Genomic DNA, 13,666 nt, shown 5'->3' with positions numbered 1-13,666 from the left:
GCTACTCCGAGCGATCCGCCGCAGGTCAGGATGCCCCCGGCCTTCGCCGGACCCCCGTACGCACATGTGGTGAGCGTGTGGGGTCCACACCCTCACGAGTGCGCATCTCGTGTCCTCCGCCGGTGCTTCACCGGGCACGATGCCGAAGGGTGGCCCCGCCGGTCGTGGTGGGGCCCTTCGATGTCGAGCGTCGCGTCGTCCGGAGCGCCGGCGGGTCCGGCGGCGCGGTCAGGCCTTCCGTCGCGTCGCGCGCAGTACGACGTCGCTGACGTGGTGGGTGCTGGCCGCGCCGGCGGGTCGTGGCCGGGTTTCGTGGGTCTCGACCTGCCAGGTGTCGGGGTCGGCGGTGAGCGCGGCGGCGATCTCGTCAACGCCGACGAACGCCTCCGGGTCGTACATCCGGGTCTGGGCCGCCACGTCCACCGGGTCACGCAGGGGGGTGAGGTCGTGGTGCACGACCAGCAGCGTGCCGCCGGGTGCGACGGCGGCGAGCAGGCTCCGAAGGCCGCGCTGGTCGGGGGTGCGCTTGAACGAGCCGTATTGCAGGGAGACCAGGTCGAAGGTCTCGGTGCCGAAGGGCGCAGGGTCGTTGGCGTCGCCGCGTACGAGGGTGACGGCGAGTCCGCGGTGTTCGGCCTCGGCGCGGACCCGGGCGAGCGCGTTGCCGGAGATGTCGGTGGCGGTCACCTGCCAGCCGTGCTCGGCCAGCCAGAGGGCGTCGGCGCCCTCGCCGGTGCCGACGTCGAGCGCCCGGCCCGGAGGCAGGGCGGTGGCCTCGTGGACGAGCGTGCCGTTGGGGTTGCCGCTCCACGCCCGGTCGGGGCCCGCGTAGCGGTGGTCCCAGTCGGCCTCCTCGCCCGAGCGCCGGACGGCGTCGCGCAGATCCTCCTCGGCGAGGCTGAAGGCGATCATCGCGCCGACCTGGCTGCCCTGGGCGGCCGACGGCAGCACCTGGAGGCTCGGGTCGGTGACGTTGCCGGCCGCGTAGATTCCCGGCACGGCGGTCTCACCGCGCGCGTCCACCGCGAGGACGTCACCGCCACCGGTCGGGTGCGGGGAGGTGGTGAGCCCGACGCCGGCCAGCGCGTCGGCGCGCGCCCGGAACCGCGAGCCGACCACGACGGCGTCGGCCTCCAGGACACGGCCGTCGCCGAGTTCGACCCCGGACACCTCGCCGTCGGGACCGGTGCGGACCCGGCTGACCTCGCCGCGTTCGACGGTGACGCCGGAGGCGGCGAGGGCTGCGACGGCTCCCTCGTCCACCCCGGCCGGGTCGTGCAGCACGACGGTCAGCCGGTCGGCCAGGTGCCGGAACAGCGGGGTGGGGTGCAGGCCCAGGGGGCTGGTGACGATCTGCACCAGGCGCCGGTCGCGCACCTCGAAGCCGTGGCAGAACGGGCAGTGGATCACACCGCGTCCCCATCCCGCGGCGAGGCCGTCGATCGGGGGAAGTTCGTCGGACAGGCCGGTCGCGGCGAGGACGCGGCGGGCCACCAGCGTGTGCCCGCCGGTGAGGTCGAGCCGGAACCGGCCGTCGTCACGACGGCTCACCCCCACGACCCGGCCGGGGAGGACCTCCGCACCGTACGCGCGCACCTCCGCACGCCCGATTCCCGTCAGCTCGCCGGGTGCGGCTCCCTCGTGTCCGAGGTAGCCGTGCATGTGCGCGGCCGGGGCGTTGCGCGGGGTGCCGTCGTCCACCACGACGACACCGCGCCGCTGGCGGGCGAGTTGCAGGGCGGCGGCGAGACCGGCGGCCGAGCCGCCGATGACGGCGACGTCGCAGTGGCGCTCCATGGTGGGGTGTCCGGGGTGGCCGGCCTGCTCGGCGGGCTCGGACGGGACCGGGTGCGGACGGTGGGTGAGGTGCTCGTTCATGCGTCCGACGGTACAGCGCCTGGCGGTATCAGCAAGGAGGCTTGCGCGATCCGCAAGAAGTGGCAGGATGGACGCATGCACGGAGTCGCTGACATCGAAGCTCTCGCACGATCACGCCTGCGCAGCATGCGCACCACCCTGGGGTACTCCCTCGACGAGCTGGCCGCGCGCACCCACCTCAGCCCCTCGACCATCAGCCGCGTCGAGACAGGCAAGCGCACCCTCAGTCTCGATGTGCTCGTACCGCTGGCCAACGCCCTCCAGCTGAGTCTCGACGCGCTCTTCGAGGTGCCCACCGACGACGACGTCGTCATCCGTCCGGTCGCGCACAGCGACGGCACCCGGACGACCTGGCCGCTGAGCCGCCCGGACGGGCGCACGGTGGCAGTGAAGATCCGTCTGGAGCCGACCGAGGCGTCGTCCGGCCAGCGGATGCACCCGGGCCACGACTGGTTCCTCGTGCTGGAGGGGCGCGTGCGGTTGTGGCTGGGCGAGCGACAGATCGATGTCGCCACCGGGGAGGCGGCGGAGTTCGCGACGATGGTTCCGCACGCGTTCACGGCCCTGGACGGCCCGGCCGAGCTGATCATGGTCTTCGACCGTGAGGGACAGCGCGCCCACGTGCACCAGTGAACCCGACGCACGGCACGACACGGCGCGGGCGGCGGCGTACGGCGGGCGGGTGATGTGCGTACAGCGCCTGTTCGCTGATCGACGGCGCGCCCCAGGCGTGGGACCTGCCTGCCGTCACGTCGCGGGGTCCGGGCGCGGCCGTCTCCACGGCGCGGGGCGGGGCGGGGTGTGTCCGCGGCCTAGACTGCGGCGGTCGTGGTGTGGGTGAGGTGAGGGTGGCGGGCGTGGGTGAGCTTGAGCGGGAGTTGCGGCGGCTTGATGGTGCTGCTTATGGGCGGTATCGCGGGCTGGTCGGGGAGTGGGAGTTGCCCGGTGGGTTCGCGCTGCGTGTCGTGCGGGCGCAGGCTGATCCGTATGCGCCGCCCGCGCGGGTCGCCGTGCGGGTGAGGGGGGAACGGGCCGGGTTCCCGCGTGAGTTGTGGGATTCCCCTGTGCGGCGGCGCGCGTTGGCCGGGTGGCTTGTGCGGCGTGCGGCGCGGGAGGCGGCGCGGGAGGCGGCGTTCCATGTGGACGCGGGTGGGCAGGAGGTGCTGGCGCGCAGTTCGTGCACGGTCGGCGACGACGGGTCCGTCACGTTGCGGCTCGGCGTCGCGCTGCCCGGCCCGCGGCGGCGGATCGACGGGCGCGCGGCGTGGGAGCTGCTGGGTGAGGGGCTGCCGTGGATCGCGGAGCACGCGCTGTGCCATGACGGGGAACGGGCGGCGGAGGCGGCCGGGTTCGTCGCGGCGGTGGAGGACTCGGCGGCGCTGCGCGAGCGGTTGCCGGAGCTGGGGCTCGTCGCGTTCGTCGCCGACGGGGCGTTGCTGCCGCGCCGTTCGGGGGCGGACGACCGGCCCGCGCGGGGCGGGGGGCTGGTGCCGTTCCTGGCGCCGGAGGAGCTGCGCGTGACCGTGGACCTGCCGCACGCGGGCGCCGTCACCGGGATGGGTGTCCCGGCCGGGGTGACGCTGGTCGTCGGCGGCGGGTTCCACGGCAAGTCGACGCTGCTGCGCGCGCTGGAGACCGGGGTGTGGGACCACGTGCCGGGGGACGGGCGCGAGCGCGTCGTCGCCCACCGCGACACGGTCAAGATCCGCGCCGAGGACGGCCGGAGCGTGTGCCGCGTGGACGTGCGCGCCTTCGTCGACCACCTGCCGGGCGGCGCCGGCACCGCCGACTTCTCCACCCCCGACGCCTCCGGTTCCACCTCCCAGGCCGCGTCCCTGTGCGAGGCCGTGGAGACGGGCGCGCGGGTGCTGCTGATCGACGAGGACACGGCCGCGAGCAACCTCATGATCCGCGACGCGCGGATGCAGGCGCTGGTGGCGAAGGAGCGGGAGCCGCTGACGCCGCTGGTGGACTCGGTGCGGTCGCTGCACCGCGACCACGGGATCTCGACGGTGCTGGTGATGGGCGGTTCCGGGGACTACCTCGACGTGGCCGACCGTGTGGTGATGATGGACGACTACCGGCCGTACGACGTGACGGCGCGGGCGCGGGAGGTGGCGGCCGTGCCCACCGGGCGGCGGGCGGAGGCGTTGTCGTTCCCCGGTGTGGCGGCGCGCCGTCCCGAGCCGGCGTCGCTCGACGCGTCCGCGCGCGGGCGTACGCGCGTGCGCGCCCGGGGTACGGACCACCTGGTCCTCGGCGAGAACGAGGTGGACCTGCGCGCCGTCGAGCAGCTGGCGGACGGGCCGCATGTCGTCGGCGTCGGGCTGGCGGTCGAACTGCTGGTGCGGCGCGGCCACTTGGACGGGCAGCGCACCCTCGCCGACGCCCTCGACCTGCTCGACAGCGACCTGGCGGGCCCCGGCGGCGTCGCGGCGCTGCTCGGCGTGCACGACGACGACTTCGCCGTCCCGCGCCGCCACGAGGTCGCGGCGGCCCTCAACCGCGTACGCGCGCTGCGGGTGCGCCGCTGACACGGACGGCCAAAACGGGCTGCCGGAACGCCGGGGTTCGGCCATGGTGCGGCGCGCACTCGCGGCGGCGGGGGCGTACCGGCGAGCATGGAACGGCATCCGGGGGAGTCGGCGCGGGGAGGACACGTGGCCAAGCAGCTCAAGTGCGGTTCGACCAGGACGAAGTCCGGGAAGCCCTGCGGCAACCCGGCGATGATCGGATATTCGCGCTGCCAGGTGCACCGGGGCGAGTGGCGGCTGCCCCAGAAGAAGAAGCCCAAGAAGCGCTGACTGCCGGTGACCGCGCACGCGCCGGCGCCCCGCTCAGCGGCGTGGCCCGCGCGCCGGGTCCGCCTCCGCGCGCGGGCGCGGGACGGGCGGTGCGGCCGAACGCCGTCCCGCGCGTGCGCGGTACAGCAGCGCGGCGCCCGACACGGCCAGCGGCCACAGCAGGTACACGCCGGACATCGCCACCATCGCCACCATCAGGAGTACCGCCCCCGACGCCGCGACCGCCGCGCGGTGGCCCGCCGTACGGCGTGGCAGCAGGCGCAGCGCCGCGGCGACGCCGACCGCGTACACCGTCACGAACGAGCCCGTCGTCAGCAGGACGAGCCGGTCCGTGCCGACCCCCGTCACCAGCACCGTCGTCAGCGCGACGGTGCCGAGCCCGGCCACCAGGCCGAGGCCGCGGCGCGGGATCTCCCCGGCCGCGCTGCCGCGCGCCAGCCAGGGCGGCAGGGCGCCGTCGCGGCCGAGGGCGGCGGCGAGGTTGGCGGCACCGGCGTAGTACGCGTTCATCGTGCCGGTGGTGAGGAGGACGGCCGCGGCGGCGGCAGGGAAGCGGGCGTCGGTGCCCATCGCACGGGCCATCAGCTCGCCGAGCGGCGCCTCCGTCTCCCCGGCGGCCGGGCCCAGGACCGCGACCACGGCGAACGCCACCAGCAGGTACAGCGCCCCGACGACCACCACCGCCGCCCCCGCCGCCCGCGGCAGGTCGCGTTCCGGCCGCCGGAACTCCCCCGCCAGGTGCGTGATCGCCTCCCAGCCCGCGAAGCTCCACACCAGCAGCGCCGCCGCCGGGCCGACGGCCGTCCAGCCGTGCGGGGCGAACGGTTCGAGGTGCGCGGCCCGCGCGTCCGGCAGCGACAGGGCGACGGCGCTCAGCAGCAGGACGGCGAGGACGGCGGCCAGGACGGTCTGGAGGCGGCCGGTCACCTTGAGGCCCGCCGCGTTGGCGGCCGTCACGCCCGTCATCAGGACGAGCGCGGTGACGGCCGTCGTCGCCGTCCCGCCGCCGAGCGCCGCCGCGACGTACGCGCCCCCGAACAGCGCCGCCGCTGCGGCGCCCGGCGGCACCGCGAGCAGGAAGCACCAGCCGACGACGGCGAACGCCCGTTCCCCGAACGCGTGCCGCGCGTACGTCGCGACGCCGCCCGCGTCCGGGTGCCGCGCCCCGAGCGCGGCGAACGTCGCGGCGAGCGGCGCCGACAGCACGACGAGCCCGAGCCACGCGAGCAGCGACGCCGGGCCCGCGGCCTCGGCGGCCAGCGAGGGGAGGGCGATGACGCCGGTGCCGAGGACGGCGCCGATGTAGAGGGCGGTGCCCTGGAGGGCGGAGAGGTGGCCGTGGGCGGGTGTGGTCATGGGCGCCAGCCTCGTGGGGGCGGCGGGCGGGCGACAGCGGCGGTTTCGCCGTACTCCGCTAAATTACCGCCATGGACCGCCATGTCGTCGCGCTGGCCGTGACCGAGGGTGCCCCGATCTTCGAACTGGCCGTGCCTTGCGAGGTGTTCGGCATCCAGCGCCCGGACCTCGCGGACCCGTGGTACGAGTTGCGGATGTGCGGCGACGGCGCGGCGTCCGTACCCGTCGCGGCGGGGCTGCGCGCCGACACGCCGCTGCCGTGGGCGGCGCTCGCCGACGCGGACACGGTCCTCGTCCCGGCGTGCTCGCGTCCCGTGCAGCTCGACCCGCCCCCGGCGCTGCTGGCGGCGCTGCGCGCGGCGCACGAACGCGGCCGCCGCATCGTCTCGCTGTGCGCGGGCGCCTACCTGCTGGCCGCCGCCGGCGTCCTCGACGGCCGCGACGCGACCACCCACTGGGTGAACGCCCCCGACTTCGCCGTCCGCTTCCCCGCCGTGAACGTACACGCCGCCGCCCTGTGGACGCGCGCGGGCCGCGTCTACACCTCGGCGGGCACGGGCGCCGCCATCGACCTGTGCCTGCACCTCGTCCGCGAGGACCACGGCGCGGCGGTGGCGAACGAGGTGGCGCGGCGCATGGTCGTCCCGCCGCACCGCGAGGGCGGGCAGGCACAGTACGCGCGCCCCGCCGCCGCGCCCGCGCCGGCGGACGAGCTGGCGCCCGTACTCCACTGGACCCTGGAACACCTCCACGAGCCCCTGACCGTCCGCGCCATGGCCCGCGTCGCCCACCTCAGCGAACGGACCTTCGCCCGCCGCTTCCGCGACCGCCTCGGCACGACACCGCTCCAATGGCTGCTCCAGCAGCGCGTGCGCCACGCGCAGGAACTGCTGGAGACGACGGACGCCCCGATCGAGGCCATCGCCCACTACAGCGGCTTCGGCACCTCGGCGAACCTGCGCCACCACTTCACCCGCACGACAACCATCTCCCCCCACACCTACCGCCAGGTCTTCCGCGACAGGACCCGTGCCACGCGCTAGGGGCTCGGGCGGCGTGACCGCTCACCGACCGGACCAGTCGTCCTCCGCGTCTCCCTGGTCGAAACGGCGGCCGATGATCAGCAAGCGGTCTCTGAGGAGCTTGGAGATCTCCTCCCGCTCCTCTTCCGAGAGCTTCCCCAGCAATCCGGCCATCTCGTCCTGCCAGTCCGTCTCTTCCCGGACCAGATGGCCGTTGCTCACACGCCAGTCGAGGACGTTCCGGATTTCGTCCGGCTTCCGCAGGAGCCAGAGGGCGGCGAGTGCCACGGGCCCCGACCGTATGGCTTCGGTGTAGAAGCTGTACTGCTCGCGGTGGTCCGCCGACCAATCGGCTGGATAGCCCGCGCCGCCAGGCTGTGCGAGCAGCAACTCGCTGTCGACATCGCGGGGATGGACGTGGGCGACGCGGTAGGTCAGGCCGCAGTCGGGTAGCTCGATCGGCGAGGAGAGGTGATAGGCGACATCGTCGGGTCCCAGGGCTCGACGGGAGGTGGTGTACGCGTTCTCCAGGCTCCGCAGGCGGGCGCCCAGGTTCCGGGAGATGACGGGCCACCCGTACGCGGTGCCGGTGCGGACGAGTTGCGCCGGATCGTGAACCCACCAGGTCACCCGGACGTCCGCCGCCTCGGCGGGCCCGTAATTGCCCGGCAGGCGGATCGCCCGGGTGGCGTGCTGCTCCGCGATGAGGACATGGAAGGCGCTGTCGTAGCCCGCGGCGGGCCGGCGGGGAACCGGCCGTTCCGTGCCCGTATCCGCGGGCAGGGCCGTCTTCCGCCGGGCGCGCGGCCAGCGGACGCTGTACCGTCCGTCACGGTCGAGCAGCACGAGCGCGCGGTCGGAGCGGCCCGACAGGCGGTGCCCGATGATTTCCAGCCATGGTGTATGGGCGCTGGCCGCGAAGACAGGCTGCGGGTTGTCGGTGTTCACACGGTCCTCCCGGACGTCTCGGTGGTGCGCTGCCCGGACCCGCCGTCACGCCAGGCGGCGAGGGTCGGTGCGGCGATGTGCTTGCCGAAGAGCTGCCGTTCCTCGTTCTGCCGGATGCGCACAAAGAGCCGCAGAGTCCCGTGCGTCATCTCGCGTGCGAGGGCCGACAACAGCAGTTCGGCGGCGGGACGCGCGGTCAACCGCCAGGTGGCGGTGCGGCACAGTCCGATCACCGCTTCGCTCGCCCTCTCGAAGTGGTCGTCGTCGTCGAGCATCCGGTGCACGAGACCGGTGACCTCGTCGCGGAAACCGTCCGTCCGCAGGAGGTCCCGTTCGAACCAGTCCATCCGGAGGCGCAGCAGGTGGCCGAAGACGTCGAGGGCCGCCGCAGCGCGGGGGCCCCGGTGCGCGAGCCAGGTGAGGAGCGTGGCGACGACCATCCCCTGATTGCCCGCGTCGAAGAGCGACACGAGTGCGCCCCGCACGCCGAAGGCGACGGTGGCGCCATGCGCCTTGTCCTCGTCGCGGGGCAGGTGTGCGAGGAGGGTGAGCGCCTGGTCGGGGCGGGACAGCCCGAAGTCGGTCGCGCAGGCGAGGGAGACGGTGGAGCGCAGCCGCCAGTCGGAGGCCAAGCTCCAGCCCACGAGCCGGTACCTGACCGCACCGGTGAGTGCCGGGTCCTGGGCGGCCAGGCCGAGGGCGTAGGCGGCGATCGACCGGGGGGTCCACCGGTCGGATGCGGCAAGTTCCCGCAGGTGCTCCAGCGCCTGCCGCCCGCCGCCCCAGCTGGCAGCCAGCCCCATGATCCGCCCGGCGGGGGCGGTCAGCTCGGTGCGCGGCCCCACCTCGGCCAGCCACTTCGTCAACAGGGACGGCAGCGGCCCGTACTCGTGCCAGACATGGCGGAGCACGGCCTCGCCCCGCCGGTGGCGGCGGAACACGACAGGCTCGGCGGTGTAGCCGTAGCGGCTGGTGCTGCGGAACTCGGACGGGCGGCGGTCGGCGCCGACGGCCCGGAGCTGTTCGGTGAGGGAGCGGCGGAAGACGAACTCCTGGTTCGGCCGATTCGCCTCGTCCGCCCGTTCGCCGTGCAGGACGGCGTGCAGCTTGCCGTCCGCGAGTTGCAGCAGCCTCTCCGACTCGTCCATGACGACGCGGTGGTCGAGCCCTTCGAAGACCGCTGCCGAGAGGAGGAACGAGAGCGCGTCCGGATCGCTCTTCAGCCGGTCGAGGAGGGCGGGTACCTCTTCCCGCGCAAGGAAGCTGAGCCGTTCCCGGAGTGAGTCGGGGTCCGTGGTCCCTTCGACGATCGCGGTCACCAACTCGACGATGTGCGCTGCCAGGATGCCAGGGACGAGGAGTTCGTCCAGCAGGCTCGCGTCCAGTGTGGACAGAAGCCGGTCGCGCGCGGCCCGGTCCGGGACCGCCTCGCACAGATGGGCCTCGAAGATCCGGCGGGGTGGAGGCGCCACGTGATCCACAAGGGTGACGCGCAGCGCACGTCTGAGGTGGCGGCGGGCCTCAGGGGAGTCGTTCAGCACGACGACCATGCGGGCGTCGGCGTCCTCCAGTTTCTGGCGCAGCCGATCGACATCGCCGCGCCGCAAGTGCTCGACCGCTACCGGCTCGTCCATGAGGTAGCCGCGTGTGCCCTTGTGCGACGGCGTCCAGGTCGACAGGTTGCGGTCGCTGTCCACCGAGCGGAGTGCCAGACTTTCGCTGTGCCTCTCCAGGAGGTTGAGCGCAGTCGTGCGGCGGCCCGTGTCCGGCTCGCCGACCAGGAACAGCAGACCCGTGTCCAGTTCGGCCAGGGCTTCGGCGAAGCAGTCGGGCTGGACGTAGCCCGCCTTGGCGTCGAAGATTTCGCCCGGCGTGACAGGGCCTTCGCGGGAGTCCACGCGGGGGCGCGACACACCGTCCGGGTTCGTGCGGGGACTTTCCTCGTTGTCGAGGCGCTGGTCGCCCCAGACCGGACCCGTGTTGACAACGCTGTTGGTGGCCAGGACGAAGGGCGGCCCGGCACCGGTGAAGCCGCCGTCCGAGAGGAGGGCCGCCATTTCGGGTGGCAGGGAAGTGAAGGCCAGGGGATCGTCCGGGCCGTGCGCGTCGTCCTCTGCGTCTTTGCCGTCGCTGGAGGCGTCCGGACCGGACTCGTCGTGCGGTTGCTGTTCGCGGGGTGCGTCGTCGGCGTTCCTGTCGTCTTTCATCGGTCGCCGCGCTCCCGGTCGCCTGAGTGGTCGTTCCACGTCTGGCCGCCGTGAACCTGGCCGTTGTTCTGGAAACCCCGGTCCACGCGGTAGACGGTCGAGGTGCGGGCAGGGCGATCGGCCGCGGATGTCGGAGCGGGAGCAGTCGGTGTGGCGGGCGCGCTCTCCAGTTCGTCGATCACCCGGTCGCCCAGGATGCGGCGGTCATACAGGTTGCCGGACGGGGCCGGGACGTGCAGCCAGGCGCGTTGTGCGAAGACCTTTCCCGGGACGGTCGCCGGCACCTCGACGAAGTGGTCCGGGTGCCTGCCCGTGTAACCGCCGGCGACCGCATCCTCGAAGCAGCGGTCCGACAGGATCGCGGCGACCTGGGTGACGTTCTCGCTGGATGCGGCCAGCATCATCTTGACCGGCCGGGAGTCGAGCAGCCGATGGGTGTCGTTGCGCGGCGTTCCGTTCCCGTCGGACTCGGCTCCGTCGTCGGGCAGCGGCCCGATGTGGAGGCTGACCCGCAGGCGGAGCCGGATGGTCCCGGCGGAATGGACGTTGAACTCGGTCAGCGTCTCCTGGAGCGCACCGAGCCAGGGATGGATGAGGAACGGAATGGCCGCGGGGTCGCATCCGAAGACGTAGCCGTCGCCGGTGGAGGCGGGGAAACGCCGGTCCTCCCAGACGTCGGCGAGCTTCGCGCGGTTCAGGGAGTGCTGGAGAAGACCGGGGATGACACGGCTGATCTCCGGGTGCTGGATGGACCGGTGGCCGGTGAAGTCCTTCGCGTCCACGGCGACGATGCCCCGATAGGGGGGAAGTCGGTGGCTCTTCACGTGGGGCGCCTTGCCGATGAGCCGCTGAAGCTTTTGGGACATCTGACTTCTCCTGTGTCGGCGGAGTCACGAGTGATGGTGGTGTGCTCGCCATTCGAGCGTGACAAGGGAGTCGCAGGAGTTCCGCACTGCGAGTGCGCTGGACAGGTGACGCCCGCCACAGGAGAAGCACGCGAAGTAAGCGGATCAATCGCGGAACAACGCGGCCGCTCTGCGCAGGGCGGGGAGATTGTTGATCACAATGTGCCGCCGTCCGGTGGCTACCACCTCGAAGGATTCCAGCTCGGTGAGACGGGCAGTGACGGTGTTTCGCGACGTGCGCAGGTATTGGGCCAGCTCGTCCCGTGTCAGGGCCAGCCGGAGGGGGCGTGGCGGCCGGGACCTCGCGTCGTGCGACATGTCGGCGAGGCTGACAAGGGTGTCGGCCAGACGCGCCAGCGGGTTGCCCGCGCCCCGTGCGCGGTCGGACTCGCGCAGACGGCCGAAGGCATAGCGCACCAGAGCTGGAAAGACGTCGTGCTCGGCGGCGAAGCGCAGGAATGCGTCGGCGCCTATGACGGCGACGGTGCATCTCGTGAGCGTCTCGACACTCGCGCCGCGTGCGCCACCGTCAAGGACGGCGACCTCGCCGAGCAGTTCACCCGGCCCCCGGAAAGCCAGCAAGGTGGATTCACCCCGGCGACCAGTGGTAACCACCTTGGCGACCCCACCGAGAAGGGCCAGCAGGTGTGTTCCTTTCTCCCCTTGGCGGAGCAGAAGGGTCCCAGGCGGGTGAGTGCGCTCATAGGCGGTTGCCGTCAGCGCGTGCCAGGTGCGGTCTCCGACATGATGACGCAGGGTGAGGAGTGCGCTCGCATCGTTTTCCACCATGATCGGCACTCTAGGGAGAGTGCCCCCCGGTCCCGCCGGACAACGATTGTCTTGAGCCGGTTTTCCTCCTTGCTGTTCCCGGTCAGCCAGCGAGAAATGGGTTTTCGGTCCTTACTTCGGTGATGCCGAATGGAGAACGCACCACTTGCCGTCTTCCCGGTCGGCCGCTGTTTGCACCGGTCGGGCGGGCGGTTCGACCGCTGCCAGGCGAGCTGAGTGGGTAGCTTGGGCTGGTTCGTGGCGATTTTTGGAGGTCTGGGCGACGTGCGGTGGGTGTTCGGGGATCAGTTGGGGGAGTGGTTTCTGGAGGGAGTGGGGGGTGATGAGCCGGTTTTGATGGTGGAGGCGCGGGGGGTTCTGGGGAGGCGGCGGTTTCATCGTGCGAAGGCGCATCTTGTGCTGTCGGCGATGCGGCACCGTGCGGCCGAGTTGGGGGAGCGCGTGCGGTATGTGCGGGCCGACACGTATCGGCAGGGGGTGCGGAAGGGTGCGGGGAAGGATGCCCTGACGGTGTGCCAGCCGACGTCGCGTAAGGCGCTGGCGTTTGTCGAGGGGCTTGAGCAGGTGGAGGTGCTGCCTGCGCGGGGGTGGCTCATGTCGCGTGAGCGGTTCGGGGAGTGGGCCGGTGAGCACAGTGTCGGGGGTGCGCGGCTTGAGGACTTCTATCGGTGGGTGCGGCGTGAGCACGGGCTGCTGATGGATGGTGACGACCCAGCGGGCGGCACGTGGAATCTCGACCAGGAGAACCGGCAGCCACCGCCCCGTGACCAGGAAACGCTGGAGGAGGGGAAGGTCTGGGCGCCGGAGGAGGACGAGATTGATGCCGAGGTGCGGCACGATCTCGACCGGTGGGAGAGCAAGGGGCTTGTCGCGTTCACCGGGCGGGACGGGCCGCGGCGCTTCCCTGCCACGCGTGATGAGGCGCGGGCGGCGCTGCGGCACTTCGTGCGGCACCGGCTGGCGGACTTCGGGCCGTACGAGGACGCGATGATGGCGGCGGACGGCGTGCTGAGCCACAGCCGTCTGTCGGCCGCGCTGAACCTCGGGCTGCTGCATCCGGCCGAGTGCGTCGCCGAGGTCGAACGGGCCTGGCGCGACGGGCACGTGCCGCTGAGCAGCGCGGAGGGTTACGTGCGGCAGGTCGCCGGGTGGCGTGAGTACGTGTGGCAGTTGTACTGGCACTTCGGCGAGGACTACCGGCGCGGCAACGCGCTGGGGCACACGGAGCCGCTGCCCCGGTGGTTCGAGGAGCTGGACGCCGACGCGGTGACGGCGCGCTGCCTGTCCACGGTGCTGGCGCAGGTGCGGGACACGGGGTGGACGCACCACATCCCGCGCCTGATGGTGCTGGGCAGCAGGGCGTTGCAGGACGGGTGGGACCCGGCGGCGCTGACGGAGTGGTTCCACCGGTCGTTCGTGGACGGCTACGACTGGGTGATGCTGCCGAACGTCCTGGGCATGTCGCAGTACGCGGACGACGGGCAGATGGCGACGAAGCCGTACACGTCGGCCGGCGCGTACATCAACCGTATGAGCGACTTCTGCGGCGGCTGCGCGTACAAGCCGGGTGATCACGCGGGTGACCGGGCGTGTCCCTACACCGTCGGGTATTGGGCGTTCCTCGACCGGCACCGTGATCATTTCGCCCACCACTACCGCATGGCGCGGACCGTGAAGAACCTGGACCGTCTCTCCGACCTCGACGCGCTGCGCGAGCAGGCCGCCGGGCGCGGCGCGTCGCCGCCCTGAGCCGGTGC

Annotated in this window: 11 protein-coding genes; 5 read left to right on the top strand and 6 right to left on the bottom strand. The window is 72.7% G+C overall.

The window, feature by feature from the left end; translation table 11 throughout:
- Positions 1-228: 228 nt before the first annotated feature.
- The gene (locus ACL02R_RS23690) at positions 229-1,878 is read right to left on the bottom strand and encodes an FAD-dependent oxidoreductase (protein ID WP_412798997.1); all 1,650 of its coding nucleotides are present in this window, start codon (positions 1,876-1,878) and stop codon (positions 229-231) included.
- Positions 1,879-1,953: 75 nt separating this feature from the next.
- On the opposite strand from ACL02R_RS23690, the gene ACL02R_RS23685 reads away from it, so the two are divergent.
- From ACL02R_RS23685 to ACL02R_RS23675, 3 genes are all read left to right on the top strand, one after another.
- Positions 1,954-2,511 (top strand): helix-turn-helix domain-containing protein, encoded by a 558-nt coding sequence (locus ACL02R_RS23685; protein ID WP_412798996.1) that lies wholly within the window; start codon positions 1,954-1,956, stop codon positions 2,509-2,511.
- A 200-nt stretch (positions 2,512-2,711) separates the two neighbouring features.
- Positions 2,712-4,412 carry a P-loop domain-containing protein gene (locus ACL02R_RS23680; protein ID WP_412798995.1) on the top strand — a complete coding sequence of 567 codons (1,701 nt, stop codon included), beginning with the start codon at positions 2,712-2,714 and terminating at the stop codon, positions 4,410-4,412.
- Positions 4,413-4,538: 126 nt separating this feature from the next.
- Complete coding sequence (locus ACL02R_RS23675) at positions 4,539-4,682, top strand: hypothetical protein (protein ID WP_412798994.1); 144 nt, start codon at positions 4,539-4,541, stop codon at positions 4,680-4,682.
- 33 nt (positions 4,683-4,715) lie between these two features.
- Here ACL02R_RS23675 and ACL02R_RS23670 read toward each other — a convergent pair whose 3' ends face one another.
- Positions 4,716-6,038 carry an APC family permease gene (locus ACL02R_RS23670; protein ID WP_412798993.1) on the bottom strand — a complete coding sequence of 441 codons (1,323 nt, stop codon included), beginning with the start codon at positions 6,036-6,038 and terminating at the stop codon, positions 4,716-4,718.
- A gap of 71 nt (positions 6,039-6,109) precedes the next feature.
- Here ACL02R_RS23670 and ACL02R_RS23665 point away from each other — a divergent pair, with 71 nt between their 5' ends.
- Positions 6,110-7,081, top strand: coding sequence for a GlxA family transcriptional regulator (locus ACL02R_RS23665; RefSeq protein WP_412798992.1), 972 nt, complete (start codon positions 6,110-6,112; stop codon positions 7,079-7,081).
- Between the two features lie 21 nt (positions 7,082-7,102).
- On the opposite strand, the gene ACL02R_RS23660 is transcribed toward ACL02R_RS23665, so the two are convergent.
- From ACL02R_RS23660 to ACL02R_RS23645, 4 genes are all read right to left on the bottom strand, one after another.
- Positions 7,103-8,008, bottom strand: a complete 906-nt coding sequence (locus ACL02R_RS23660) for a hypothetical protein (RefSeq protein ID WP_412798991.1) — start codon at positions 8,006-8,008, stop codon at positions 7,103-7,105.
- The gene (locus ACL02R_RS23655; RefSeq protein ID WP_412798990.1) at positions 8,005-10,215 is read right to left on the bottom strand and encodes a hypothetical protein; all 2,211 of its coding nucleotides are present in this window, start codon (positions 10,213-10,215) and stop codon (positions 8,005-8,007) included. The genes ACL02R_RS23660 and ACL02R_RS23655 overlap by 4 nt, the downstream gene beginning before the upstream one ends.
- Positions 10,212-11,081: a hypothetical protein gene (locus tag ACL02R_RS23650; RefSeq protein ID WP_412798989.1), complete on the bottom strand. Its 870-nt coding sequence runs from the start codon at positions 11,079-11,081 to the stop codon at positions 10,212-10,214. The genes ACL02R_RS23655 and ACL02R_RS23650 overlap by 4 nt, the downstream gene beginning before the upstream one ends.
- 144 nt (positions 11,082-11,225) lie before the next feature.
- On the bottom strand, positions 11,226-11,909 hold the full coding sequence (locus ACL02R_RS23645) for a Crp/Fnr family transcriptional regulator (protein ID WP_412798988.1): 684 nt from the start codon (positions 11,907-11,909) through the stop codon (positions 11,226-11,228).
- A gap of 255 nt (positions 11,910-12,164) precedes the next feature.
- Between ACL02R_RS23645 and ACL02R_RS23640 the strand changes: the two genes are divergently transcribed.
- Positions 12,165-13,658 (top strand): cryptochrome/photolyase family protein, encoded by a 1,494-nt coding sequence (locus ACL02R_RS23640; protein ID WP_412799019.1) that lies wholly within the window; start codon positions 12,165-12,167, stop codon positions 13,656-13,658.
- The last annotated feature ends 8 nt before the right edge of the window (positions 13,659-13,666 follow it).

The organism is Streptomyces sp. MS19 (genome assembly GCF_047200595.1).
In the GTDB taxonomy this organism is placed as follows: Bacteria; Actinomycetota; Actinomycetes; order Streptomycetales; family Streptomycetaceae; genus Streptomyces.
Note: the sequence above shows the minus strand (reverse complement) of the source record. Positions and strands in the feature narration are given on the sequence as shown.

Excerpts from the sequence above, each read along its gene's own strand:
- ACL02R_RS23690 (WP_412798997.1), bottom strand. The coding sequence starts at position 1,878 with ATGAACGAGCACCTCACCCACCGTCCGCACCCGGTCCCGTCCGAGCCC.
- ACL02R_RS23685 (WP_412798996.1), top strand. The coding sequence starts at position 1,954 with ATGCACGGAGTCGCTGACATCGAAGCTCTCGCACGATCACGCCTGCGC.
- ACL02R_RS23670 (WP_412798993.1), bottom strand. The coding sequence starts at position 6,038 with ATGACCACACCCGCCCACGGCCACCTCTCCGCCCTCCAGGGCACCGCC.
- ACL02R_RS23665 (WP_412798992.1), top strand. The coding sequence starts at position 6,110 with ATGGACCGCCATGTCGTCGCGCTGGCCGTGACCGAGGGTGCCCCGATC.
- ACL02R_RS23655 (WP_412798990.1), bottom strand. The coding sequence starts at position 10,215 with ATGAAAGACGACAGGAACGCCGACGACGCACCCCGCGAACAGCAACCG.
- ACL02R_RS23650 (WP_412798989.1), bottom strand. The coding sequence starts at position 11,081 with ATGTCCCAAAAGCTTCAGCGGCTCATCGGCAAGGCGCCCCACGTGAAG.
- ACL02R_RS23645 (WP_412798988.1), bottom strand. The coding sequence starts at position 11,909 with ATGGTGGAAAACGATGCGAGCGCACTCCTCACCCTGCGTCATCATGTC.